This window comes from Agrobacterium sp. H141, assembly GCF_057158725.1.
Map to the genome: position 1 here is coordinate 1,035,135 of NZ_CM169893.1, position 24,716 is coordinate 1,059,850.

At 58.9% G+C, this 24,716-nt stretch carries 20 protein-coding genes; 11 read left to right on the plus strand and 9 right to left on the minus strand.

What is annotated here, in order from left to right:
* Positions 1–23: 23 nt before the first annotated feature.
* The 6 genes from ACWPM9_RS04625 to ACWPM9_RS04650 all read right to left on the minus strand — a co-directional run bounded on the left by ACWPM9_RS04625 (position 24) and on the right by ACWPM9_RS04650 (position 8,132).
* Complete coding sequence (locus ACWPM9_RS04625; RefSeq protein WP_484756922.1) at positions 24–1,202, minus strand: PQQ-dependent sugar dehydrogenase; 1,179 nt, start codon at positions 1,200–1,202, stop codon at positions 24–26.
* A 212-nt stretch (positions 1,203–1,414) separates the two neighbouring features.
* Positions 1,415–2,245, minus strand: coding sequence for an NADPH-dependent oxidoreductase (locus ACWPM9_RS04630; protein WP_484756923.1), 831 nt, complete (start codon positions 2,243–2,245; stop codon positions 1,415–1,417).
* Positions 2,246–2,382: 137 nt separating this feature from the next.
* A complete protein-coding gene (locus ACWPM9_RS04635) occupies positions 2,383–5,127 on the minus strand; it encodes a DNA translocase FtsK (protein ID WP_484756924.1) in 2,745 nt (914 codons plus the stop codon).
* Between the two features lie 214 nt (positions 5,128–5,341).
* Positions 5,342–6,526: a hypothetical protein gene (locus ACWPM9_RS04640; RefSeq protein WP_484756925.1), complete on the minus strand. Its 1,185-nt coding sequence runs from the start codon at positions 6,524–6,526 to the stop codon at positions 5,342–5,344.
* A 210-nt stretch (positions 6,527–6,736) separates the two neighbouring features.
* Entirely contained in the window at positions 6,737–7,096 is a 360-nt protein-coding gene (locus ACWPM9_RS04645; RefSeq protein WP_428187775.1) for a VOC family protein, read from the minus strand.
* 10 nt (positions 7,097–7,106) lie between these two features.
* Positions 7,107–8,132: a LacI family DNA-binding transcriptional regulator gene (locus tag ACWPM9_RS04650; RefSeq protein ID WP_428187776.1), complete on the minus strand. Its 1,026-nt coding sequence runs from the start codon at positions 8,130–8,132 to the stop codon at positions 7,107–7,109.
* A 181-nt stretch (positions 8,133–8,313) separates the two neighbouring features.
* Between ACWPM9_RS04650 and ACWPM9_RS04655 the strand changes: the two genes are divergently transcribed.
* The 5 genes from ACWPM9_RS04655 to ACWPM9_RS04675 all read left to right on the plus strand — a co-directional run bounded on the left by ACWPM9_RS04655 (position 8,314) and on the right by ACWPM9_RS04675 (position 14,472).
* On the plus strand, positions 8,314–9,840 hold the full coding sequence (locus ACWPM9_RS04655) for a sugar ABC transporter ATP-binding protein (protein WP_484756926.1): 1,527 nt from the start codon (positions 8,314–8,316) through the stop codon (positions 9,838–9,840).
* A 77-nt stretch (positions 9,841–9,917) separates the two neighbouring features.
* Positions 9,918–10,928, plus strand: a complete 1,011-nt coding sequence (locus ACWPM9_RS04660) for an ABC transporter permease (RefSeq protein ID WP_428187778.1) — start codon at positions 9,918–9,920, stop codon at positions 10,926–10,928.
* A 69-nt stretch (positions 10,929–10,997) separates the two neighbouring features.
* Positions 10,998–11,942: a substrate-binding domain-containing protein gene (locus ACWPM9_RS04665; protein ID WP_428187779.1), complete on the plus strand. Its 945-nt coding sequence runs from the start codon at positions 10,998–11,000 to the stop codon at positions 11,940–11,942.
* A gap of 131 nt (positions 11,943–12,073) precedes the next feature.
* Positions 12,074–13,126: a sugar phosphate isomerase/epimerase family protein gene (locus ACWPM9_RS04670; RefSeq protein ID WP_484756927.1), complete on the plus strand. Its 1,053-nt coding sequence runs from the start codon at positions 12,074–12,076 to the stop codon at positions 13,124–13,126.
* Between the two features lie 173 nt (positions 13,127–13,299).
* The gene (locus ACWPM9_RS04675) at positions 13,300–14,472 is read left to right on the plus strand and encodes a Gfo/Idh/MocA family protein (protein WP_484756928.1); all 1,173 of its coding nucleotides are present in this window, start codon (positions 13,300–13,302) and stop codon (positions 14,470–14,472) included.
* Between the two features lie 119 nt (positions 14,473–14,591).
* On the opposite strand, the gene ACWPM9_RS04680 is transcribed toward ACWPM9_RS04675, so the two are convergent.
* From ACWPM9_RS04680 to ACWPM9_RS04690, 3 genes are read right to left on the minus strand one after another with little or no spacing between them, the layout of a single operon-like run.
* Positions 14,592–15,905, minus strand: coding sequence for a c-type cytochrome (locus tag ACWPM9_RS04680; RefSeq protein WP_484756929.1), 1,314 nt, complete (start codon positions 15,903–15,905; stop codon positions 14,592–14,594).
* An 11-nt stretch (positions 15,906–15,916) separates the two neighbouring features.
* Positions 15,917–17,686: a GMC family oxidoreductase gene (locus tag ACWPM9_RS04685; protein WP_428187783.1), complete on the minus strand. Its 1,770-nt coding sequence runs from the start codon at positions 17,684–17,686 to the stop codon at positions 15,917–15,919.
* A 3-nt stretch (positions 17,687–17,689) separates the two neighbouring features.
* The gene (locus ACWPM9_RS04690; RefSeq protein ID WP_428187784.1) at positions 17,690–18,391 is read right to left on the minus strand and encodes a gluconate 2-dehydrogenase subunit 3 family protein; all 702 of its coding nucleotides are present in this window, start codon (positions 18,389–18,391) and stop codon (positions 17,690–17,692) included.
* 353 nt (positions 18,392–18,744) lie between these two features.
* On the opposite strand from ACWPM9_RS04690, the gene ACWPM9_RS04695 reads away from it, so the two are divergent.
* The 6 genes from ACWPM9_RS04695 (at position 18,745) to ACWPM9_RS04720 (ending at position 24,588) form a co-directional block, all read left to right on the plus strand.
* Entirely contained in the window at positions 18,745–20,118 is a 1,374-nt protein-coding gene (locus tag ACWPM9_RS04695; RefSeq protein WP_484757596.1) for a GH1 family beta-glucosidase, read from the plus strand.
* 355 nt (positions 20,119–20,473) lie between these two features.
* Positions 20,474–21,514 carry a methionine ABC transporter ATP-binding protein gene (locus ACWPM9_RS04700; RefSeq protein ID WP_484757597.1) on the plus strand — a complete coding sequence of 347 codons (1,041 nt, stop codon included), beginning with the start codon at positions 20,474–20,476 and terminating at the stop codon, positions 21,512–21,514.
* The gene (locus tag ACWPM9_RS04705; RefSeq protein WP_484756930.1) at positions 21,504–22,172 is read left to right on the plus strand and encodes a methionine ABC transporter permease; all 669 of its coding nucleotides are present in this window, start codon (positions 21,504–21,506) and stop codon (positions 22,170–22,172) included. Before ACWPM9_RS04700 ends, ACWPM9_RS04705 begins: the two co-directional genes overlap by 11 nt.
* A 29-nt stretch (positions 22,173–22,201) precedes the next feature.
* Positions 22,202–22,981 (plus strand): MetQ/NlpA family ABC transporter substrate-binding protein, encoded by a 780-nt coding sequence (locus tag ACWPM9_RS04710; RefSeq protein WP_428187787.1) that lies wholly within the window; start codon positions 22,202–22,204, stop codon positions 22,979–22,981.
* A 168-nt stretch (positions 22,982–23,149) separates the two neighbouring features.
* Positions 23,150–23,761, plus strand: coding sequence for a DsbA family protein (locus ACWPM9_RS04715; protein ID WP_428187788.1), 612 nt, complete (start codon positions 23,150–23,152; stop codon positions 23,759–23,761).
* Between the two features lie 197 nt (positions 23,762–23,958).
* Entirely contained in the window at positions 23,959–24,588 is a 630-nt protein-coding gene (locus ACWPM9_RS04720; RefSeq protein WP_484756931.1) for a nitroreductase family protein, read from the plus strand.
* Positions 24,589–24,716: the final 128 nt, after the last annotated feature.

Sequence of the window (24,716 nt, forward strand, 5' to 3'; positions counted from 1 at the left end):
CTTTGTTTATTGCCCTGTCTGGCTCACTCGGCTTTCGGCGTGAGCTTCAGGAGTGGGGCCGGGCTGTCATCGACGGCCAGCCAGACTGCACCGTCCGGCCCTACCGCGACGTCACGGATACGGGCCTCCATGTCATAGCGTTCGGCCTCGTCGGGATTGCCGCTGCCGTCGAAGGCCACACGCACCAATGTGGTGGCGGCCAGACCACCGATCAGGGCAGAGCCTTTCCACTCAGGGAACATGTCGCTCTCGTAGAATGTCAGGCCGGCTGGCGCGATCACCGGCGTCCAGTAAAGCGGCGGTGGCGCAAATTCCGGACGCGTCGAATGGTCAGGAATCGGGGTGCCGCTATATTGGCTGCCGTTCGAGACCTCCGGCCAGCCATAATTCTTGCCTGCCTCGATCAGGTTGAACTCGTCCCCGCCCTTTGGCCCCATCTCGTGTTCCCAGAGACGACCGTCGGGTGCGAAGGCGAGGCCGTAGGGGTTGCGGTGGCCCATGCTCCAGGTCATGGCTTGGACGCCACCCTTGTCGGCGTTCGGGTTGTCGTTCGGTATGGAGCCGTCTAGGTTCAGTCTGAGTATCTTGCCGGCGGTGTCATCCGGGTCTTGCGCCCGATCCGGTACCATGCGGTCGCCGGTCGAGAGAAAAAGATGCTGATTGTCGGGCGAGAAAGCGATGATGCCGCCCGGTTGGCCGCGACCGCCCGGCGGTGTCTGGCGGAAGATGACATTGAGATCGGCAAGGGATGCCTTGCCGTCGCTTTCGGAAAGTGTCGCCGTGGCCAGTTCCAGAATGCTGCCGCCTTCGCCCGGTCCGACATACGAAATATAGATCTTGTTGTCGTCGGCGAAGCTCGGCGCCGGTGCGACATCGAGCATGCCTATCTGTCCGGAATAACTGACTTGCGGCATGCCTTCGACTTCAATCTTGCCGCCGTCCTGGGTGGCCAGATACATCGCGCCGGGCTTTTCCGTGACCAGCATGCGGCCATCCGGCAGAAAGGCGATCGACCAGGGTGTGTCGAACTCGCCGACCTCAGTGACGGTAAAGGGCAATTCCGACACGGGCTGGCGGTCGCCGGCATTGATGGACTGGGCGAGCGCTGCCGTGGTCGTCATAACGACGGTGCCGGATACGAGTATTGAGGCTACGGTGGCCGCGGCTGCTCTGTGCCATAGGCTGGTTCGTCTGCTGGTCATCTTTTTCCTCCATTTCGGTATGCTCTCATCGAGATCTAAGGTCTCAACGTTACAAACGCCGCAATCGGAGGTGCTTGGTGTGGTCAACTCTTCGTTAGATGCGCGTGCGGCACCCCGCTATGAGACGGGGGAACGCCGTGGTGACCGCCAAGCGGCGGTTTGCAAGTTGCCTGCCGATCGGGGCTAGCGGCAGGGCTCTTGCAGTCGCCTCGCTACTTAATCTTGAAACCCATTCGCCGCATGATCGCGGACAAGAGGTGCCGACCATGCAGCGACTGCGCTTCGCCAATACGGTTGGCGACGACCTTTGTCCAGCCGCGAACAGCCATATCCTGGGCGCTCTGGAAGGCACGCATGGTCTCGTCATAGCCTTCGAAATCCCGTTCGACAGCCCCGGACCGATAGTGTTCCCGATGCAGGACGAGCGATTGTGGGAGTCTCGGTTTCACTGCGGTCTTGATCGCCGGGTCCGGGTAGCCGACAGTCATGCCGAACACCGCCATGCTTTCCGGGGGCAGGCCCAGCAGTTCCGCGACCTCGGACGGATGATTGCGCATGCCGCCGATATAGCATGTGCCAAGTCCGAAGGATTCGAAGGCAACAAGCGCGTTCTGGGCGGCCAGCGTCGCGTCAATGCTGGCAACGAGAAAGCTCTCCAGATAATCGAGGCCTTCTCCGCTCTTGCCGTTTGACTGGCTAATGATGCGAAGCCGCGAAAGATCGGCGATCCAGACGAGAAATAAGGGAGCCGAAACGATCTGGGGATTGGGTGAGGCCAGTTGCTCCAGCCTTCTCCGCTTTTCCTCGTCCTCCACAGCCACGACGCTCCAGGCCTGCAGGCTGGAGGATGTCGGTGCCGACTGTGCGGCGGCGATGGCCAGTTGCAACAGGTCTTCCGGCACGGGATCCGGCAGATAGCTGCGGACGGAGCGGTGCGAAAGCATGGCCTCCACCGTCTCGTTGTGGCGCTCGATCTTCGCTCCCTGATCCGCACCGTAGCGACGGTGAAGCAGATCGGTGGCTGTTGGGGATTGAGGCGACATTTACGTGTCCTTGCTGATTGTTCTGTCCGGGGACGTGACACCGCCAATCTAGGGCATGATCCGGTGGCAGCAAGATCTCGCCGGGCGTGGTACGTGTTGAAATGAAAAGGGCCGGCGAGAGGCCGGCCCTAGTATCGCTATTCTTCCGCTTGCTGCTCGACGGCATGATGGGCGCGCGGTTCGAGGATCTCGCGCTTGCCAACATGGTTGGCGGGGCCAACCAGACCTTCCTTTTCCATGCGCTCCACCAGCGAGGCGGCTCGGTTGTATCCGATCGAGAGGCGGCGCTGGATATAGGAGGTCGAGCACTTCTTGTCGCGCTGGACGATCTTCACGGCCCGTTCGAACAGGTCGTCGCCATCGTCTTCACTGCCGGCGGCACCCATCGACGTGTTGTCGAAAACGGCGCTGTCGTCTTCGTCTTCCATGTCCTCGTCACTGTCTTCCGTCACGCTGCCGAGATAGGCCGGCTGCCCTTGCGTCTTCAGATGGGCAACAACCTTTTCGACTTCTGCGTCGGCGACGAAAGGACCGTGGACGCGGGCAATGCGGCCGCCACCCTTCATGTGCAACATGTCACCCTGGCCGAGAAGGTTTTCAGCACCCTGTTCACCAAGGATGGTCCGGCTGTCGATCTTCGACGTTACCTGGAAGGAAATACGGGTCGGGAAGTTGGCCTTGATCGTGCCTGTGATGACATCGACCGAGGGGCGCTGCGTTGCCATGATGAGGTGGATACCGGCGGCACGGGCCATTTGGGCGAGACGCTGGATGGCACCTTCGATTTCCTTGCCGGCGACCATCATCAGATCGGCCATCTCGTCAACGATGACAACGATATAGGGCAGTGCCGTCAGGTCGAGTTCCTGTTCCTCGAAGATCTGTTCGCCGGTGCCCTTGTCGAAACCGACCGGGACCGAAAGCATGATCTTCTCGTCGCTGGCGCGGGCTTCGGCCACACGCTCGTTGAAGCCGTCGATATTGCGCACGCCGAGCTTCGACATCTTGCGATAGCGATCTTCCATCTCGCGCACGGCCCATTTGAGCGCCAGGACTGCCTTCTTCGGATCGGTCACGACCGGCGTCAGCAGATGCGGGATGCCGTCATAGACCGAGAGTTCCAGCATTTTGGGATCGACCATGATCAGGCGGCATTCTTCGGGCCGCAGATGATAGATCAGCGACAGGATCATGGTATTGATGGCAACCGACTTGCCGGAACCTGTGGTGCCGGCGACCAGCAGATGCGGCATCTTGGCAAGTTCCGCCACGACCGGTTCACCGCCAATGGTTTTGCCAAGGCACAATGGCAGGCGGTATTCGGTGCCGACATAGGCGCGACTTTCAATCAATTCGCGCAGGTAAACCGTTTCGCGCTCATTGTTGGGCAGTTCGATGCCGATGACATTACGGCCGGGAACGACGGCGACGCGTGCCGAGACCGAGGACATGGAGCGGGCGATATCGTCTGCAAGGTTGATCACACGCGAGGATTTGACGCCGGGTGCCGGCTCGAATTCATAGAGCGTGACCACAGGCCCCGGACGCACATCGATGATCTCGCCCTTGACGCCGAAGTCTTCCAGCACGCTTTCCAGCAGACCGGCGCTCTGTTCCAGTGCTTCCTGGGTCATGTGACCGGTATGGCCAAAGCGCGCCTGCTGCAACAGATCGACGGACGGGAAGAGATAGTCGTCTGTATGAATGAAAGACATCGGCGATAGTGAGCGTCTTGCGGATGCCGGCGCGGGCGCGGGCGATGGGCTGGCGACTTCCGGCCTGCTCGGGATAACCGTCGCAGGGACCCTTTCCAAGGGCGCAATTTCGGTTTGAATTGCTTCGGCAATCTCGTGGCGCGAAACTGGCTGGGCTTCAGCTGTTGCGACGTCCAAGGAGGGTTCGGTTGTCCGGCGCAGTTCGATCTGACGGTAGAGATGAACGGCGGAAATCGTGCTCTCGGTTTCGGCGGCAGCATGCTGAACCGCCGGCGCTGCGGGCTTGACCCTCGGAAATCTTGGTGCCGTGGCGGGGACAGTGTAGGAATGCACGGGCGGCCTCGACGCAGTCTCGTTTGGACGCGACGGTGTTCCGGGAGAGGGGATATCTGGCAGATCGCCTGCAAAGCTGCGAGGCTGGGCGGTTGTCGTCGCAGGCCGTGTTTCGGCGCGTTCGGAGGCACCCGAGCTTAGCATTTCCCACAGCAGGTGATCCGGGATGATGGCCAGCGGCCGTGCCGGCTTTGCGGATGCGGTTGGTGTTTGGGGCATGGGGGCTGCTGTCTCTGGCATTTTCGGGTATGTCGGCTCTGTTTGAACGGCAGGTGCAGGCGTCGGGGTCGGAGCAACTGTCGATACTTGAGGCGACTGCTGTTCGATGGCGCGCCTTGCCAGTTCTGACACATCGGGCAGGACCGCCGTCTTGTCGCGCGGTGGGCGGGGCGGAATGCGCAATGGCGAACCGGTGCGCGGCGGCAGGTTCAGGTGCGCGGGGATCACATATGGGCCTGGAACGGCAACGATCGGGCTCTCGTCGGCTGCCATGGCGGTCACCGCTTGCGCGACCTTGTCTTGCAGGTCGGCAACAGGCGAAGATCCGGTGTCGGATGCCGGAGGATGCGCATTTTGCCTGGTCGAGGCGTCACGATCGGGCCGGATCTGCGTCGGGGTGCGGGTGAAACGGACATTTCGGCCCAGTACGAATGGTTGCTGCCAGCTTGGAAGCGTCTCTGGATCGAGCGCGACGCCGCTCTTGGAGATGCCTGCCGTTGGCGGCGCGCTGTGCGCCTCCGTCTGGTTTTCATCCTGCGGCGATTGCCTTTCACCGGAACCGGTTTCAGAGCTGCGGGAAGCGATATATCGAAGATTTGATCGGGAAAACTGCATGCTACGCGAGACCATTACACAAGCTGTCAATCTGACCTTGTTAATAGAAAGCAAACCTTAATCAGCCCTTTCCAAACTACGGCGAGAATGTGTCCGAAGCTGCCGCGCGTTTGAAATCGTTGCGTTTTTTAAGTTAAGTATTTTTTCGTGCCGAGATGATCGTTAAATACTGCTGCATGCCCGAGCGACCTTCTGCCCGCAGACAACCGATGCCTCAAAGGCCTTCAGCCGCCAACTCCGGCAGACCCTCGCGGGGAGGTGATGCGAACTGGATGGCTGGCAGGGGGCCAGCAGTCATCAGCGAGAAATCGAAGGTCGTCTGCTTGTCGGAGGCCAGCACGTATTGGCGATGAACGCGCAGCATGTCCCATTTGATGCGGCGATAGCGTTCGGGCGTCAGCATGTTCTTGATGCGGATAAGGCGGATGACAGGCTGCGGGGCATCTGCGTGGCCAAGAATGGATGCTGTGCGGGATTTATAAAAGTTGACGGCATCCGTCAGGCACTGCACCTCGAACCATTTGATGGAGGCCGCGTGGGCAATCATGCCGGCGCGGGCACGCAACAGCTTTGCAGATTTGAGCAGCGCGCATTGCAAAATGGCTCCGCCGAGTGTGGCAAAGACCACGCGCTTGCCGTCCAGAAGATGCGGGTCGCGTTCCAACAGCATGCCGATGACATGAACAGCGGCGCTCGAGCCCATGCTGTGGGAACTCACCAGATACTCGTCGGCATCGTCCTCGAAGACCGATTTTGCATGGGCGGCACATCGCTCCAGCCAGTCGCGGACGTCGGCACGGTCAAGGGCTGCAACTGCGACGGCCATTTCCCAATCGGAAAAGAGATGCAGCACATGGTATTTTTCCGACCAGGGCAGAAAGAGTTTCATGAAGAAAAGCCATGCGAGCACGAGGCCGATTGGAAAGTGCCACAGGGGTAGCTCAAACCAGAATGGATAGGTGGCGATGCCCAGGCTTGCGGCGAGTGCGAGGGCGACAATCAGGAACGGAAAGACGAAGAACAGGCCAAAGCGCCATCCATGCTTCATATAGCCTGCGGCACCGCCTTCCATGACAACGCGCGCAGCGCTTTTGTAGCCATGGACAAAGCGGCCGAAAAGCGATCTGTTCGCAAGCTTTTCCACCAGCCAGTCATGGTCGAAGACGTGGATATGGCTTGCCGTGTGCCAGCCCTGCCCGCGGCTGTCGACGGTGAAGCGGGCAATGCCGTTATCCATTTCGATCGGCGCGACGTTTGTTTCGAAGTCCCAGAGTTCAGCCGCTTTGGCAACCGTGTGGGTGTAACGCTCGCGATGTTGGGTCGCATCCAGTGGCTCGAAGCCTGGAAAATGCAGGACATGGCGTTTTGCAATGCGCGATTTCGAAATCGTGTCGTCCAAGCTCGGTTCTCTTCTCTATCGGCCTCGTCCTTCGAGCCCTGAGGCTGAAGGCCGTCGGATGTGCGGTGCACAGGCGCCGGACAAGCGGTTGTCACGCTGCCGTATTTCAAAATGCAATCCGCCGCAATGCGCCTTTGTCTGACGCGGGAAACATAATGATTGCTCGTGCATCGGTGGAGAAGCATCGGGAATGCAGCTACGAGGCGTCAATCAACGCCTGACGAAAGCTCTGCTGGACAGCGCAATCGGGTTGCCGTCGGGGTCCTTGGCGTTGGCGAAGACGTAACCGTCTGCTGGATGTCGCGGACCGAAGATCAGGCCATTGGCGGCGCATTCGGCGCTGGCCTTCTCGACATCCTCGACATCGAAGATCAGTTTCACCAGAACCTGACCCATTTTCTGTGCTTTGCCAGCCTTGTGCAGCAGTAAATTCGCACCACCGTCAGTTGAGACCAGTTCGACAATTCGGTCACCTTCCAGTCTCAAGACGCTGAAGCCGAAATGGCGTTGATAGAATTCAGCCGAGGTCTCGACGTCGCGCACGTAAAGTGTGATCCGTCCAAGACGCATGGGAGGCCCTCTATCGTTGTTTTCTGGTGGGGCTTGTCACAGAGCCTCTGACGACCAGATCCGGCATGATCAGCACTTCCTTCGGTGCGCTCAACGGCGTTGCGAGCGATTGCAGGAGAAGCGCCATCGCCTGTTTTCCGATGGCGGTTCGGGGCTGGCGAATGGTGGTTAGGGCCGGGTTGAGGTAGGTTGCCTGGGGCACGTCGTCAAAACCGATGATGGAGAAGTCATTGGGCAGATCGTAGCCGCGTGCGGCAAGCCCGTTCATGACGCCGACGGCGGTGGCATCGTTGACGCACATGAAGGCGGTTGGGAGCGTATCGCGCATGAAAAGCTGCTCGACTGCCAGTCTGCCGCTTTCAGTGGTGCCGTCACCCTCGATCACCATGCGCTTGTCCTGCGCGATGCGGGCCGCATCGAGCGCCATGTCATAACCCTGCCGGCGGCGGGCTTGTCCGAGGCGCGTGCGGTTGTCGCCGATAAAGGCGATGGCGCGATGGCCGGCAGACAGCAGGTGTTCGGCAGCCTTGCGTCCGCCCGCCACGTCATCTACGCCCACATAGGAAATCTTGCTGCCAAAGACGGGTTCGAACACGGCGACCGATGGGGGCAGGTTCTGACCCAGCGCCTGATGGCCAAAGGGTTCGTGGCCGGTGAACAGCACCATTCCGGAGGCCTGACCGGAACTCAAGAATTTCAGATATTCCAGTCCGCGTTCTGGATCGTTCTGTGTGTGACCGATCAGCACTCCATAGCCATGGGCGCGCGCTTCGTTTTCCAGCCCCACGAGAATATTGGAAAAGTTCGGGTCGCCAATGTCGGGGGCCAACACGAGAATCATGTTGGAGCGGCCCATGCGCAGGGAGCGGGCCATGGCATTGGTGGTGTAGCCTGTGATGGCGATTGCCTGGTTGACGCGCTGGCGTGTCGACTTTGCCACCTTGTCGGGCGTGTGGATGGCACGGCTGACCGTTGCGATCGACACCTCTGCCATACGCGCGACGTCCTCGATGGTTGCTGTCGTGGAATTCGACACGGACGGCGTTATCCCCATATGCCTCTGGAAGTTCAGACGACCTTATAGCGGGAGTTGCCAGCGGAAAAGCTGTCTAAACGCCAACAATCCCCAGAATGATGCATGATGTAAACCTTTACATAGGTCATGTAAAGGTTTACATAAGTTGTCAGGAGCGGTTGAGGAGCCGCGGGAGGATATCATGGACAGCCAGATTGGCGAGGCGCGCACGCCTGTGCTTGCGGCCGAGCGCATTTCCAAAACCTTCGGTGAAGTGCAGGTGCTTTTCAGCGTCGATTTCGATGTGCTGCCGGGTGAAATTCATGCGCTCATTGGCGAGAACGGTGCCGGCAAATCGACGCTGTCGAAAATCCTGGCCGGTTTCGAACAGGCAAGTTCCGGACAGATTATGCTCGACGGTCAGCCAGTCACGCTGCCGTCCAATGGTCGGGCCGAGAATATGGGCATCGTGCTCATTCATCAGGAATTCAACCTTGCCGAACACCTAAGTGTAACCGAAAGCCTGTTCCTTGGTCGAGAGGTGTCGCGCTTTGGCATGCTCGACCGCAAATTCATGCGCGAAGAGACCCGTCGCATTCTCGATCAGCTTGGGTCCCATATCGACGAGGACGCGCCGATTTCCTCGCTGGCTGTCGCCGACAAGCAGATGGTTGAAATTGCCAAGGCCATCAGTCGCGATGCTCGCGTCGTGTTCATGGACGAGCCAACGGCTGTGCTCTCGCGCGAAGAAACCGATGTCCTTTTCGACCAGGTGCGTAAACTGAGCGCAAGGGGAACCAGTTTCGTTTTCATCTCCCACAAGCTGGATGAGGTGCTGGAGCTGACCGACCGGGTGACGATTCTGCGTGATGGTCAATGGATCAAGACGGCGCCGACCGCGATCCTCGACGGCGAGTCGATGGCGCAGCTGATGGTTGGCCGCGAACTCTCCAGCCTCTATCCCGCCAAGCACGAGCCGGATGTGGATGAAGAAGTGACCCTGTCTGTCCGGGGTCTCACCACCGGATATGTCCGCGATGCCAGTTTCGATCTGCGCAAGGGCGAGGTTCTTGGCTTCTCCGGCCTTGTCGGATCAGGACGCTCCGAGCTGATGGAGGCCATTGCAGGCCTGAGGCCCTGGCATGCCGGCGAAATCGACCTGAAGGGTGCCAATCTCCAGTCTGGCGATTTCCGCTCGGCCAAGGCGCGCGGTCTCTCCTATATGACCAAGGACCGCAAGGGACGGGGACTGTTGCTGGGTGAGGGCATGGCGGTCAACCTGACGCTGCAATCGCTCGACCGGCATGTGCGCCATGGCTATCTCAATCCGCAAAGCGAGGCCCAAGCTCTGGCGCGTGCACGCCGTCGCTTCGATATCCGCGTGCGCGATGACAGCATTATTGCCGGGCGCATGTCGGGCGGTAACCAGCAAAAACTGATGCTGGCGAAAATCATGGAAACCGAGCCGGATGTCATCATCATCGATGAACCGACACGTGGCATCGACGTGGGCACCAAACAGCAGATCTACCATTTCATCGCAGCGCTTGCGCGCGAGGGGCGTTCCATCATCGTGGTATCCTCTGAAATGCAGGAGATCATCGGTCTTTGTACCCGCGTCGCGGTGATGCGTGAGGGCCGGATCGTCGGCATGTTGGAAGGCGAGGAAGTCTCTGAACAGGTGATCATGCGCTATGCTGCAGGTCTGAAGAGACAGCTGGCGAGCTGATCGGGTCAAGTTCGAACGCTTAAAAAGACAAGGTGCCGGCATGCTGAATGCGCCGGTCAGGGAGGAAGAGGGTGACAATGTCGGCAAGTGAAGAGGGCGGATCCAGCGTGGAGGTTCGAAAAGGACGCCGGAATATCGATCTGCGTGCGGTTGCGCCATTTGCGGCGCTGGCTCTGCTCTTGATCGTGGGGGCTCTGGTCAATCCGAACTTCATCGGGATCAACAATCTCGCCAATGTGGCAACACGCAGCGCTTTCATCGCCATTATCGCGGTCGGCGCTACCTTCGTCATTTCGTCGGGCGATCTCGACCTGTCGGTTGGTTCGATGGTGGCCTTTGTCGCCAGTCTGATGATCCTGTTCATGAATTCCGCAGTGATCGCCGACCCCGCCCTTATGCTCTTTGCGGCCATGGCGCTTGCCATCGTCATCGGTGGACTTTGCGGCCTGGCCAACGGTCTGATCACGACCGTCGGGCGGATCGAACCCTTTATCGCCACGCTTGGCACCATGGGCATCTACCGCGGATTGACGACGTGGCTCAGCCAGGGCGGCGCCATCACCCTGCGTTCGCCCGAACTGCAGGACATGTACCGACCGGCCTATTTCGGTTCGATCCTGGGACTGCCGGTGCCGATTGTCGTCATTCTGGCGGTTAGCGCCGTTGCAGCCTTTATTCTCTATCGCACGCGCTATGGCCGGCATGTCGTGGCCGTTGGGTCCAGCCGGGATGTTGCCCGCTATTCCGGTATCGGCGTCGACAAGGTGCGCACCATCGCCTTCATCATTCAGGGTGTCTGCGTGGCCATTGCCGTGCTGCTCTACGTGCCACGTCTCGGCTCCACCTCCGCGACCACCGGTATCCTCTGGGAATTGCAGGCGATCACGGCTGTGGTGATTGGCGGTACGGCGCTGAAAGGCGGTGTCGGTCGCGTGTGGGGCACCATTTGCGGCGCGTTCATTCTCGAACTGGTCGGCAATATCATGCTGCTGTCCAACTTCATCAGCGAATATCTGATCGGTGCCATTCAGGGCGCGATCATCATCATCGCGATGCTCGTCCAGCGCTCGCTGACGCGCAAATCGTGACTTGACCGGGCTTGGTGGGGTGGCCCGGTTTTCAAACCGCAGACCCCGACGACACTCTGGGAGGAGAACATGAAGAAGAACCTTTTGGGCCTCGCGGTCGCCATGACGGCGATGATCGGCACGGCCTATGCCGCAGATACCAAGACCATCGGCGTTTCCATTCCGGCTGCTGACCATGGCTGGACGGCTGGCGTCGTCTACCACGCCAATCGCGTGGCCGAGCTTTTGATGAAGGAACATCCGGGCCTTAACGTCATCGTCAAGACATCGCCCGATCCGGCCACGCAGGCCAATGCGCTTCAGGATCTGGAAATCCAGGGTATCGACGCGCTGGTGATCCTGCCGACCGATCCGGACCCGCTCGTCAATGCCATCAAGGAAGTGAAGAGCAAGGGCACATTCGTCTCGATCGTCGACCGCGCACCGTCGGTCAACGACAATTCCGTGCGAGATCTCTACGTTGCCGGTAACAACCCGGCGCTCGGTCGCGTTGCCGGTGAATATATTGCCGAGAAGACACCGGACGCGAAAGTCGTCGTCATCCGCGGTCTGCCGATCCCGATCGATCAGCAGCGCCAGGACGGCTTCGATGAAGGCATCAAGGGTTCCAATGTCGAGATCCTCGACCGCCAGTTCGGCAACTGGAACCGCGACGATGCGTTCAAGGTCATGCAGGACTATCTGACCAAATACGACAAGATCGACGTTGTGTGGTGTCAGGATGACGACATGGCCGTTGGCGTGCTTCAGGCCATCGAACAGGCTGGCCGCTCCGACATCCAATATGTGGTGGCCGGTGCCGGTTCCAAAGACATGATTAAGAAGGTCATGGACGGCGACAAGATGATCCCGGTCGACGTTCTTTATCCGCCGGCAATGGTGGGTACGGCCATGGAACTGACAGCGGCTGCTATCTACGATCAGGTTCCGGTTCACGGCACCTATACGCTGGATGCAACGCTGATCACCAAGGACAATGCCGAGAACTACTATTTCCCGGATTCGCCCTTCTGATTTCACTCACCCGTTCGCCAATCTCCTGCCCGGTCTCCGGGCAGGCCTTTCGGGGTCGACTTGCCCTGTTGTCACCATGATGCAATGTTGTAAACGTTAACGGAAACGTTGCAGCTATTGGGAGGAGTTTCATGAAAACGATTAAAGGTCCGGCTCTTTTTCTGGGGCAGTTTGCAGGCGATGCGGCACCATTCAACACATGGGACGGCATTACCAAATGGGCAGCGGAAAAAGGCTATCTCGGCGTTCAGGTGCCGACCTGGGCAAGCCAGCTGATCGACCTGAAAAAAGCTGCCGAATCCAAAGATTATTGCGATGAATTTGCCGGTGTTGCCAAGGATAACGGCGTCGACGTAACGGAACTTTCGACCCATCTCCAAGGCCAGTTGGTTGCCGTGCATCCCGCCTATGACGAAGCCTTTGACGGCTTTGCGGCACCGGAAGTGCGCGGCAATCCGAAGGCGCGTCAGGAATGGGCGGTCGAGCAGGTCAAGATGGCGCTCAAAGCCTCTCGCAATATGGGCATCAAGGCGCATGCCACCTTCTCCGGTGCGCTGGCCTGGCCCTATATCTATCCATGGCCGCAGCGTCCCGCCGGTCTGGTCGAAACCGCATTCGACGAGCTGGCCAAACGTTGGGCGCCGATCCTCGATTATGCAGACGAGCAGGGCGTCGATGTCTGTTATGAAATCCATCCGGGTGAGGATCTGCATGACGGCGTGACGTTCGAGATGTTCCTGGAGCGGGTCAAGAACCATCCGCGCGCCAACATGCTCTACGATCCCTCGCACTATGTGCTGCAGTGCCTCGACTATCTCGACAATATCGACATCTACAAGGACCGTATCCGGATGTTCCACGTCAAGGACGCGGAGTTCAATCCGACCGGTCGCCAGGGCGTCTATGGCGGGTATCAGGGCTGGGTGGATCGCGCCGGGCGTTTCCGGTCGCTCGGTGACGGTCAGGTCGATTTTGGCGCGGTCTTCTCCAAGATGGCGGCCAATGACTTCGACGGCTGGGCCGTGGTCGAATGGGAATGCGCGCTGAAGCATCCCGAAGACGGTGCCCGCGAAGGCGCCGACTTCGTTCGCCACCACATCATCCGTGTGACGGAAAAGGCATTCGACGATTTTGCCTCGAGCGGGACCGACGATGCAGCCAACCGACGGATGCTGGGGCTGTAGACGAACAACAACACCCCTCCTCACACTCCCCACAAGGGGAGGGCTTGACCCGACGGCCCCGCCGATATGCCATTCCGGCCAAGGGATGCGGCGTAGTATCTCCCCCTTGTGGGGAAGATGGCTGCCAGACTTGAGGGGAGCTTGTTTCGAACGACATTTCAGGGAGAAAATCTATGGCAATCGAAGGCAAGGACGAAGGCACGCGAGCCCCACGCATCAGGCTCGGCATGGTTGGTGGCGGGCAGGGGGCGTTTATTGGCGGCGTGCACCGCATGGCGTCCCGGCTCGACGATCACTTTGAACTGGTGGCGGGCGCACTGTCGTCCACGGCTGACAAATCGAAGGCATCTGGGAAGGATCTCGGTCTTGACCCGGAGCGTTGCTACGGGTCTTTCGAGGAGATGGCCGAGAAGGAAGCCGCGCGACCTGACGGGATCGAGGCGGTGTCGATTGTGACGCCCAATCATGTGCACTATCCAGCGGCCAAGGCATTTCTGGAGCGGGGCATTCATGTGATCTGCGACAAGCCGCTCACATCCAATCTGGAAGACGCAAAGAAGCTCAAGGCTGCGGCCGACGGCTCCAAGGCGCTTTTTGTGCTGACGCATAACTATACGGGTTATCCGATGATCCGGCAGGCCCGGGACATGGTTGCCAATGGCGATCTCGGCACGCTCAGGCTCGTGAACGTCGAATATGTGCAGGACTGGCTGACCGAGGCGGTGGAACAGACCGGCGCCAAGCAAGCCGTGTGGCGCACCGATCCCAATCAGTCGGGCGCCGGCGGGGCTACCGGCGATATCGGCACCCATGCCTATAACCTTGCAAGCTTTGTATCGGGTCTGACGCTTGAAAGCCTTTCTGCCGATCTCGACAGTTTCGTCGAGGGACGTCGCGTGGACGATAACGGCCATGTCATGATGCGCTTCACTGGCGGTGCCAAAGGCATGCTCTGGTGCAGTCAGGTGGCGCCGGGCAATGAAAACGCACTGAAACTGCGCATCTACGGCACCAAGGGTGGGCTCGAATGGGAGCAGGAGAACCCCAACTATCTGTGGTTCACACCGTTTGGCGAACAGAAGCGCCTGATCACCCGTAACGGCGCGGGAGCGGGTGCTGCCGCAGGCCGTGTCAGCCGTATTCCGGGCGGGCACCCTGAAGGTTATCTGGAAGCCTTTGCAACGATCTATACCGAAGCGGCGGCGGCCATCAATGCGGCCAAGTCGGGTTCTGCACTCGATCCGGCCGTGCATTTCCCAACGGTGGACGATGGGGTGAAGGGCGTTGCCTTTGTTGGCGCTTGCGTTCAATCGTCGAAGCAGAATGGCGCCTGGGTCAAGCTTTGACCATCGAACGTGGCCGATAGGCGATCCATTATTTCGTAGAGATGAAAAACCCCGCCGCGCAATGCACGGCGGGGTTTTTCAATTCAGCAGATGAACCGGCCCGATGCGGACCGGTGTCATCAATGGCCAGCGTCGCGGGCAGCCTTCGCATCTGCCGCCGTTACCGCCGGCGCGTCATTGTGCCAGGCCTGACGCAGGAAGGTGGCAAGCGTCGCCGCTTCCTCGTCAGACAGACGATCTGCATAGCCCTGCATGCGGACCTTCATCGGACGATCCTTGGTGGAGGGAAGTTCCGCGCCGTGGAAAATCACGTCCAGCAGTCCCTTTGGCAGCTTTGCCGTTACCAGCGAATTGCCATCCAGTTCCGGGAAGATCTCGGGCGCGCCCTTGCCGTTGACGAAGTGGCAACCGTTACAGTTGTCCAGATAAAGACGGGGTCCGAGTGGCATGTCCGTCTTGGCTTCCGTCAGCATCTTTTCCGTCTCGGTGACCTCAGGCTTGGCCTCGGCGGTGTCCGCCTTCTTGTCGCCGCCACTGATCGTCTTGAGGTATGTGGCAATGGCCAGATTGTCCTCATGCGTCATGTATTGAAGCGAGTCGCGTACAGCCAGCATCATTTCACCGGTCGCGGTGGAATGGGCGTTGCGACCGGTCGAAAGATAGGCCGCCAGCTGTTCGGTGTCCCACTTCTGCGGTGCACTGTGCGGGCCGCGAAGGGCCGGAACGGAGAAACCGTCGACTTCGCCACCGGTCAGGAATTCCGGGCTGGTCTCATCATGACCGCTCTGCGCCATGATCAGGTTGCGCGGGCTGTGGCAGGCGGCACAGTGGCCGGCACCTTCGACGAGATAGGCGCCACGATTGAAGGCATCACTGTCTTTCTCATTCGGATCGAACCCTGCCTTGCCAAGGGCGACCCAGTTCCAGGCTCGTATGCCGAAGCGCATGTTGAACGGAAATGCCAGTTCGGTAGGTTGAACCTTGTTGGAGACCGCATCAACGTCATTCATGAAATACTGGTAGAGGGCAACGACGTCCTCTTCCTTCAGCTTGCGATAGTTCTCATACGGCATGGCCGGATAGAGATGCGTACCATTCTTGCTGATGCCGTCATAAAGGACTGCGCGGAAGTCATCGAGCGTGTATTCGCCGATGCCGGTTTCCTTGTCCGGAGTAATGTTGGTGGACCAGATGGTGCCCATCGGGCTTTCGATCGGGCGACCACCGGCGAAGGGCTTGCCGCCCTCCGCGGTATGACAGGCCATGCAGTCCGATGCCCGCATCACGTATTCGCCGGCACCTTCGGCCGGCTTGAAGTCGCCGGCAAGCTGCGTCACCGGACCGGTCTTTTGAACGGGAACGAAGATGAACGCTGCGAGCGCGACAACGCCAATGACGACGAGCCCCAGAAGAACGCGAATCAATGTTTTCATAACGGTTCTCCTCAGACCAGCGGACGCGGGTTGCGCAGGTAGTTGGTGCGGATGGCGTGCGCTGCCCAGTAGGCGAGGCCGCCGACCATGCCGGTCGGGTTGTACTGGGTGTTCTGCGGGAAGGCACCTGCACCCATGACGAAGATATTGTGCTTGTCCCAGGCCTGCAGATAGCGGTTGACCGCCGAGGTCTTGGGATCATCGCCCATGACCGATCCGCCGACATTATGGGTCGTCTGGTAAGGACGCACGTCGTACATCGCGCCTTCCTTCTTGAAGCTGGCGGACGAGATGTCGGGGTTCATGGCCTTTACGATCGGCTCCATCTTCTCCTTCATGAACTGCGTCTGGCGGATGTCATTGGCATTCCAGTTGAAGGTCATGCGCATCAGCGGACGGCCATGGCGATCCGTGTAGGTCGGATCGAGGTCGAGATAGTTGCCGCGATAGGACATATGCGAACCGTGCGAGCCGATCGACATGGAATGGCCGTACCATTCGCCGATCGATTCTTTCCAGCCCGCGCCCCAGGACGGCGTACCGGGCGGAAGGCGCATGGAGCGGATTGGCTGACCATTGGGCTGGCCGGCGCGCCAATAGGCGCCGCCGATGAAGCCCTCGCGGCCAAAGTCGATGCTATCCAGACCGAAATCATTCACGGACATGCCATTGGCACCTGTGCCGACGAACGGGTTGAAGGATTCGTCCTTGAAGAACAGCGAATAACCGCCATTCATCTGGTAGGCGTAGTTGCGGCCCGTCACACCTTCGCCGGTGTTCGGGTCATAAGCCTGTCCGATGCCCGACAGCAGCATGAGATGGACGTTGTGCAGCTGATAGGCGGCCAGGATGACAAGATCCGCCGGTTGGAACACTTCTTCGCCGGCCTTCTCGTCGAAATAGGTCACGCCGGTTGCGGTCTTGCCGTCGGCTGCCATTTCGATCTTCAGCACTTCAGAATTCACGCGGTATTCGAAATTCGGCATGCGCTTCAGCGCATCCAGGATGGCCGTCTGCGGCGAGGACTTGGAATAGTTGTAGCAACCGAAGCGCTCACAGAAACCGCAGAAATTGCAAGGGCCCATCTGCATGCCGTATTCGTTGACATAGGCCTTGGAGGCAATGCCGCCGGGACTCTGGAAGGGATGGTAGCCCAGGGACTTCGCAGCCTCGCCAAATTTCACGCCATCCCAGGTGACCGGCATGGCTGGCATCGGATAATCTTGCGAACGGGGGGCTTCGAACGGGTTGCCACCTTCGACCGTCTTGCCGTTGAGATTGCCGGCATTGCCGGAAATTCCGGCTACACGCTCAAAGCGGTCGAAGAAGGGCTCGAGCTCTTCGTATGTGACCGGATAATCCTGAAGATGCATATCTTCCGGAATGATGTCTGCGCCGAAGTTTTCTTCGACATGGGAACGCAGACGATATTCTGACAGCTGGGGACGCCAGGTCAGTCCGTTCCAGTGGGTGCCTGCTCCGCCGACGCCGTTGCCGGGAAGGAACGAGCCGAGGCTGCGGTATGGCAGGGCGGTCTCGTCGGTGCTGCGACGAATGGTGAGGGTGGATTTGCTGGGCTTTTGCATCAGGCCGTAACGCACGCCGTATTTCAGCTCATCCATCATGTTCGGGTACTGGAAGTCCGGAACGGTGTTCTGATCATGGCCGCGCTCGAGCGCCACAATGTCCAGGCCTTCCTGTGCCAGTTCCATGCCGAGGATCGAGCCTGTCCAGCCGAGCCCGACGATGACGACGTCTTTCTTCTTTTCAGTCCGTGCCATGGATCAGCCCCTTTCCCCGGAAATCGATACCGGACCCAGCGGGTAAGGCACGTTGTATTTGTCGACCCATTCCTTGTAGTTGCCGCGCGCGCCCGGAAAGCCGATATATTTCCAGGCTTCCATGCCCTGGTTGCCGCCATACATCGGATCGGCGAAATAGCCTTCCTTGGTGTTTTGTAGCAGGATCGAGAAGAAATCGCGCAATTCAGGCTTCAGGCCGATCTCGTCTTTCTGCAACGAGGTCAGGGCTTTATCCTGGGTCTCGGCATCCAGTTCAGCGAAGGGCTTGCCGTGATTGGTCTGGCACCATTGGTCGAAAAACGGGATGGCTTGCTGGTAGATTTCCAGCGGCGTCAGCGGTGTCTGCCAGCCGCGCAATGGGCTCGCGTCGGCCTCAAAGGGGCCTTCCATATACCAGTCGGAGGCTGCGCCGAAGTCGCCAGCCAACTGCCGGTCGATGAAGACGGGAACACGGGCTTCGAGTGCGCCGGGGCCATCGCCTTCCGACGGGATCAATCTGGCTACGGCTGCCATGACAAAGGCCCACTCAGTGGGCTTGAGACAGTCCGGTTGATAATCGTCCAATGGTGGTGGCGGCGGCGCTGTTTCAGCCTTGGCTGGCACGGCAATGCCGGCCAGAGCGGCTGTTGCCGCCGATGCTTTCAAAAAGCTTCTGCGGGACGGTAAACCCGGTACATCTCTCATGTTTCGCTCCTTAGCAACGTTTATATTTTCCCGTTTCAGATTCCAGAAACAGCGACCTCGTCCTCGTGAAAGGCGACACGTTGTCGCGTCGCTTTACGCCTCGGAATCAGGTGTAGCAACGGTTGTAAAGTTGAAGTGTGTATACTTACTACCTATGCTGACTAAGATGTTCACGATGTCTCGAGTGAAGAGAGTGGCGGGATCAAAATCCATCTTCCCCGCCAAAATCCGGCACGTCTGGGTGTCTCAGCGATGTCCCGCATGCCGATGAATCGCCTGTACATCTTGCGGTTGATTGTCTAAATCGCATGAAACAGTCGATTTTGACCGAGACAGACAGGTTTGATTTTCCCATGAACGATCCCAAGAAACTGGCAGGCCGTTTCCCTGGAGATTTTCTCTTCGGGGTTGCTACCGCGTCATTCCAGATTGAAGGCGCGACAAAGGAGGATGGGCGCAAGCCATCCATCTGGGATGCATTTTCCAACATGCCCGGTCGTGTCTATGGTCGTCAGAACGGTGATGTGGCTTGCGATCATTATCACCGTTGGGAACAGGATCTTGATCTCATCAAGGACATGGGCGTGTCTGCCTATCGGTTCTCGATCGCATGGCCGCGCATCATTCCAGATGGCACGGGACGCGTCAACGAACAGGGGCTCGATTTCTACGACAAGCTGATCGACGGTCTGAAAGATCGCGGCATCAAGGCCTATGCAACGCTCTATCATTGGGACTTGCCGCTGACACTGATGGGTGAGGGCGGCTGGACGGCCCGCTCGACCGCCTATGCCTTCCAACGTTATGCCAAGGTGGTCATGTCTCGTCTGGGCGATCGTCTGGATGCGGTTGCGACTTTCAATGAGCCCTGGTGCTCGGTCTGGCTTTCTCACCTTTATGGGATTCATGCGCCCGGTGAGAAGAATATGGATGCAGCCCTGCATGCCCTGCACTATACCAACCTGGCGCACGGCCTTGGCATCGATGCCATTCGTCAGGTTGCCCCGAACGTGCCGGCGGGCCTTGTGCTCAACGCGCATTCGGTCATTGCCGGCTCCGACAGCAAGGCCGACAAGGCGGCTGCCGAGCGCGCCTTCCAGTTCAACAACGGCGTTTTCTTCGGACCTGTGTTCAAGGGCGAATATCCAGATAATTTCATGAAGGCCCTTGGTGGTCGCATGCCACCAATCGAAGATGGCGATCTCGAGGTGATCAGCCAGAAACTCGACTGGTGGGGCCTCAACTATTACACACCGATGCGTGTCGCGCATAATCCGGCCAAGGGTGCCGAATTCCCTGCTGTCGTGGACGCTCCGCCAGTGTCGACGGTCAAGACCGATATCGGCTGGGAAGTCTATGCGCCGGCGCTGGGCAGTCTGGCGAAGGATCTCTACGATCGCTACGACCTGCCAGATTGCTACATCACCGAGAATGGTGCCTGCTATAACATGGGTCTGGAAAACGGCGAGGTCGACGATCAGCCACGTCTCGATTATTACGCCGAGCATCTGGGCGTTGTGGCTGATCTGATATCGGACGGCGTGCCGATGAAGGGTTATTTCGCCTGGTCGCTGATGGATAACTTTGAATGGGCGGAAGGCTACAAAATGCGCTTCGGGCTGGTTTATGTTGACTATGAGACACAAGAGCGCGTTCTGAAGAAGAGCGGCAAGTGGTATCAGATGCTTGCAGGCGAATTCCCCAAGGTCAATCACGCGTCCTCCTGAAGCTCGATGTCCGTGGTCGCCGGCAGGTAAAATTGGAAGATTTTTGCTCACGATCTGATGATCGACGCAATGCTATTGCTGTTGTTCGTGCGTGATCCGAGCCATAAGCTCAGTCCCGAGCGCAGGGCAGATTTGCGCAGACCGGTTTGAAAAGGTGAGTGAAAAGATGTTAGGGCCGCGCCATACCCGCCGAATGTGTCGAACAGCCTGACTGTTCGAACCCTCATCTTGTCCGGCTTGCCGGGCTCATCACCGAGAGACTTCCATGCCCGAGTCCCCATCGTCCAACACGGAACATCCGCGTCCGCAAATTTCGCCCGTTCCAACAGCCAGGTCGCATAATGTCCATGATGCGATGGTTGCCTTTGAGGCTGTGACCAAGACATTTCCCGGAGACAAGGATCGCCCGCCTTTCGTGGCCCTGGGCGGCGTCGACTTCACCGTGCCACGCGGCTCCATCACCGGTATTATCGGGCGCTCGGGCGCCGGCAAGTCGACGTTGATCCGTCTTGTGAACGGGCTTGAGATGCCAAGCGATGGCAAGGTTATCGTGGACGGCGTCAATGTCGGCGGGCTGGACGATGCCGGACTTCGCACGCTGCGTCGTTCTGTTGGCATGATCTTCCAGCATTTCAATCTGCTGTCATCACGCACCGTTTGCGACAATATCGCCATGCCGCTTGAAATTGCCGGCGTCTCCAAGGCCGTGATCCGCGACAAGATCGGACCGCTGATGGAACTGGTTGGACTGGCTGACAAGGCCGATCGCTATCCGGCGGAGCTGTCGGGCGGTCAGAAGCAGCGCGTCGGCATTGCGCGCGCATTGGCCACCGATCCGAAATTGCTGCTCTCCGACGAGGCGACCTCAGCGCTCGATCCTGAAACGACGCAATCGATTCTGGAGCTTCTGAAGAATATCAATCGCGACCTCGGTCTGACCGTATTGTTGATTACCCATGAGATGGAAGTGGTGAAGGCGGTGACATCCGAAGTCGCTGTCATCGATCGGGGCAAGATTGTTGAAAGCGGTCGCACCTTCGATGTGTTCACCGATCCGCAGCACGAGACCACGCGGGTGCTTCTGTCGGCGACAACCGGAACCAAACGTCCAGACTGGATCCGCTCGGACCTGAACGCTGCGCCCTCGGCGGGCGACCGGGCATTCGTGCGGCTGGTGTTCTTCCGCGAAACAGCCTTTCAGCCTCTAACGGCGCGGCTTGTCGCCGAGATCGGTGCGGATGTGAATATTCTTGCTGGCAACATCGACGAAATTGCAGGCGAACCCTTCGGGTCGCTGGTGGTCTCTTATCCGGCGTCGCCCGAGATCATGGATCGGGCCAATCGTTTCTATACACAAACCGGTCTGAAGACGGAGGTGCTCGGTTATGGCGCTTGATATGCTGTTCAACCTTCTGACAAAGGCGCTGTGGCAGACCATCCAGATGGTGGCCGTCGCCGGGTTCATCGGCAGCGTCATCGGCCTGCCGCTCGGTGTCTTTCTGGCAACCAGTGGCAAGGGCGAACTCTATGAGGCGCCATTGGTCAACCGTGTGCTCGGGCTGATCGTCAATGCCGCGCGCTCGACGCCGTTCATCATTCTGGTCGTCGCCATCATTCCGTTGACCCGTCTGCTGGCCGGCACATCTATCGGCACGGCGGCTGCCATCGTGCCTCTGACAATCGCGACCATCCCCTTCGTCGCCCGCCTGGTGGAGGCCTCCATCCGCGAGGTAGACAAGGGATTGATCGAGGCTGCTCGTGCCATGGGGGCAACCCCGATGCAGATCGTGACGAAGGTATTGCTGGCGGAATCCCGCTCCGGCATCGCACTGGCGTTGACGATGACAGTTGTCAGCCTCATCGGTTATTCGGCCATGGTCGGTGCCGTCGGCGGTGGGGGGCTGGGCGACCTTGGCATTCGCTATGGCTACCAGCGCTTTATGCCCGACGTCATGCTGGCGGTGGTGGTGGTTCTGATCCTGCTTGTGCAGGCGGTGCAAAGCGTCGGTGATGCGCTTGCCCGCCGGTTCGACAAGCGCAATCGCAAATCCTGAACAACACAATTCATTCCAAGGAGACAATCATGAAGAAGCTAATTCTCGCGGCCGCTGCCGTGGCGCTCTTTTCCGCCGGTTCGGCAATGGCTGAAACCATCAAGGTCGGTGTCACCGGTGGTCCGCATGCGCAGATCATGGAGAAGGTAAAGGAAGTCGCAGCCACCAAGGGCCTCGACATCGAGATTCTCGAATTCTCCGACTACGTCGTTCCAAATCAGGCACTGGCTGACGGCGATCTCGACGCCAATTCCTTCCAGCATCAGCCCTATCTGGACAACCAGGTGGCCGATCGCGGCTTTGACCTTGTCAGCGTTGCCCAGACCGTGAACTTTCCGATGGGCATCTATTCCAAGAAGATCAAAAGCCTTGATGAGCTTCCGGAAGGCGGCACAATTGCCATCCCTAACGATCCGACAAATGGCGGTCGCGCACTGCTGATCGTTGCCGATCAGGGCCTGATCAAGTTCGCAGATGGTGCCGGCCTCAAGGTTGGCCCAGCCGATATCGTCGAGAATCCGAAGAACATCACCTTTGCAGAGCTCGATGCGGCCCAGTTGCCGCGCGCGCTGGATGATGTCGATGCGTCGGTCATCAACACCAATTACGCCCTGGAAGCCGGTCTTAATCCGGGTACGGATCCGATTGCCCGTGAAAACGAAAAGGCGCCCTACATCAACGTCATCGCCGTCAAGGATGCCAACAAGGATGCGCCTTGGGTGAAGACGCTGATCGAATCCTATCACAGCCCCGAAGTGAAGGATTTCATCGCAACCCAGTTCAAGGGCGCCGTCGTCGCCGCCTGGTAACGGGTCGACATTGACAGTCTGATGAAGAGGCCTTCGCACTCGCGGGGCCTCTTTTTTATGTGGCAGTTGGCAACGCTGTTGTCCCTGCACGACGATTAAGCCTTGCTGTCTGTCCGTCCCCATGACTATCAAGGTGCAGTGCATTTATGCAGAGAGGTTCAGTTGCCGATGATCGAACGCAGGACATTGCTGAAGGGGGTTGGCGCTGTTGCCGCATTGTCATTTCTGGGACAAATCCCGGCTCTGGCGAGCGCGTTGACCGAGGACGACATCTTCCTCGATGAAGATGCGCCGGTGCTCGGCAATCCGGACGGTGACGTGACGATGGCCGAATATTTCGACTATCAATGCGGTTACTGCAAGGCCGTCCATGCCGATGTGATGTCGCTGGTCGAGGAAGATGGCAATATCAAACTGCTGATGAAAGACTGGCCTATCTTCGGCGATGCTTCGATCTATGCGGCGCAGGCTGTGCTGGGGGCTGCCCAGATCGGGCAATATGAGCCGGCCATGGAGGCGCTGATTACAGCCAAGGGCAGGCTGACCAAGACCTATATCAAGATGCGTCTGGAGAGTGCCGGCGTCGACATGGATGCGGTTGCGGCTGCCGTCAACGCCAATAGCGGGAAAATATCCGGTTTGCTGGACCGCAATTACCAACAGGCGGTCGGTCTCAGATTTCGTGGAACGCCCTCCTTCATCATCGGCACAACAGTCTATCCCGGTGCCATGGACCGTGATGCAATGAAGCGTGCGGTGGAAGCCGCGCGCAAGGCGTAGCCGCGCAGATCGTCCCTTCAGCTGTTCCGGCTTGACGTTGCCGAAAAGCGATCTCAAATAGGTGGTATACTTTTTGTTCCTGCTTGCAGGGCGGTTTTGCATTGCCATCTAGGTGCGATGAAATCGCCAGCGGCTGAGGTCTCGTCTTGTCTCCCAGGAAGGCGAAGAGCTGCCGCACTGCCCGGAAAGGACATTCCATGTTGCTCGAAAAACTGAACTGGCGTTATGCCACCAAGAAGATGGATCCCTCGAAATCCGTGCCTGCCGAGAAGGTTGAGCGCATTCTCGAAGCCGCACGGCTTGCGCCGACCTCAAGCGGCTTGCAGCCCTTCGAAGTGATCGTGGTGACCAATCCCGAGACAAAGGCCAGGTTGCGCACTGTCAGCTGGGATCAGAGCCAGATCACCGACGCCTCGCATGTTCTGGTCTTTGCTGCCTGGGACAACTACACCGAAGAGCGCATCGATGGTGTACTGGCGCAGATCACGGCCGAGCGCGGCCAGAATGATGTGATGGATGCCTATTACGCGCGCCTGAAGGGTATGTATCTGCCGCGGGACGCACAGACCAATTTCGAGCATGCCGCACGTCAGGCCTATATCGGCTTTGGCATGTCTATCGCCCAGGCGGCTTTTGAAGGCGTGGACGCAACGCCGATGGAAGGCTTCGAGGCTGACAAGGTCGACGATATCCTCGGTCTTCGCGATAAGGGCTTGCGCTCGGTCTGCATTCTGCCGCTTGGCTATCGGGCCGAAGATGGCGATTGGCTTGCCGGCCTGAAAAAGGTCCGCCGACCCAAAGATCTGTTTGTGACCGAAGTCGCTTAAGGCAATTCAGACATCAAGATAGAAAAGGCTCCAGTGATGGAGCCTTTTTTGCGGAATGATCTCGCTCCGTGCTCAGACTGCGTGGAGTTCGTGATTACTCCAACTGATTGCATTCATATAAGGCACTT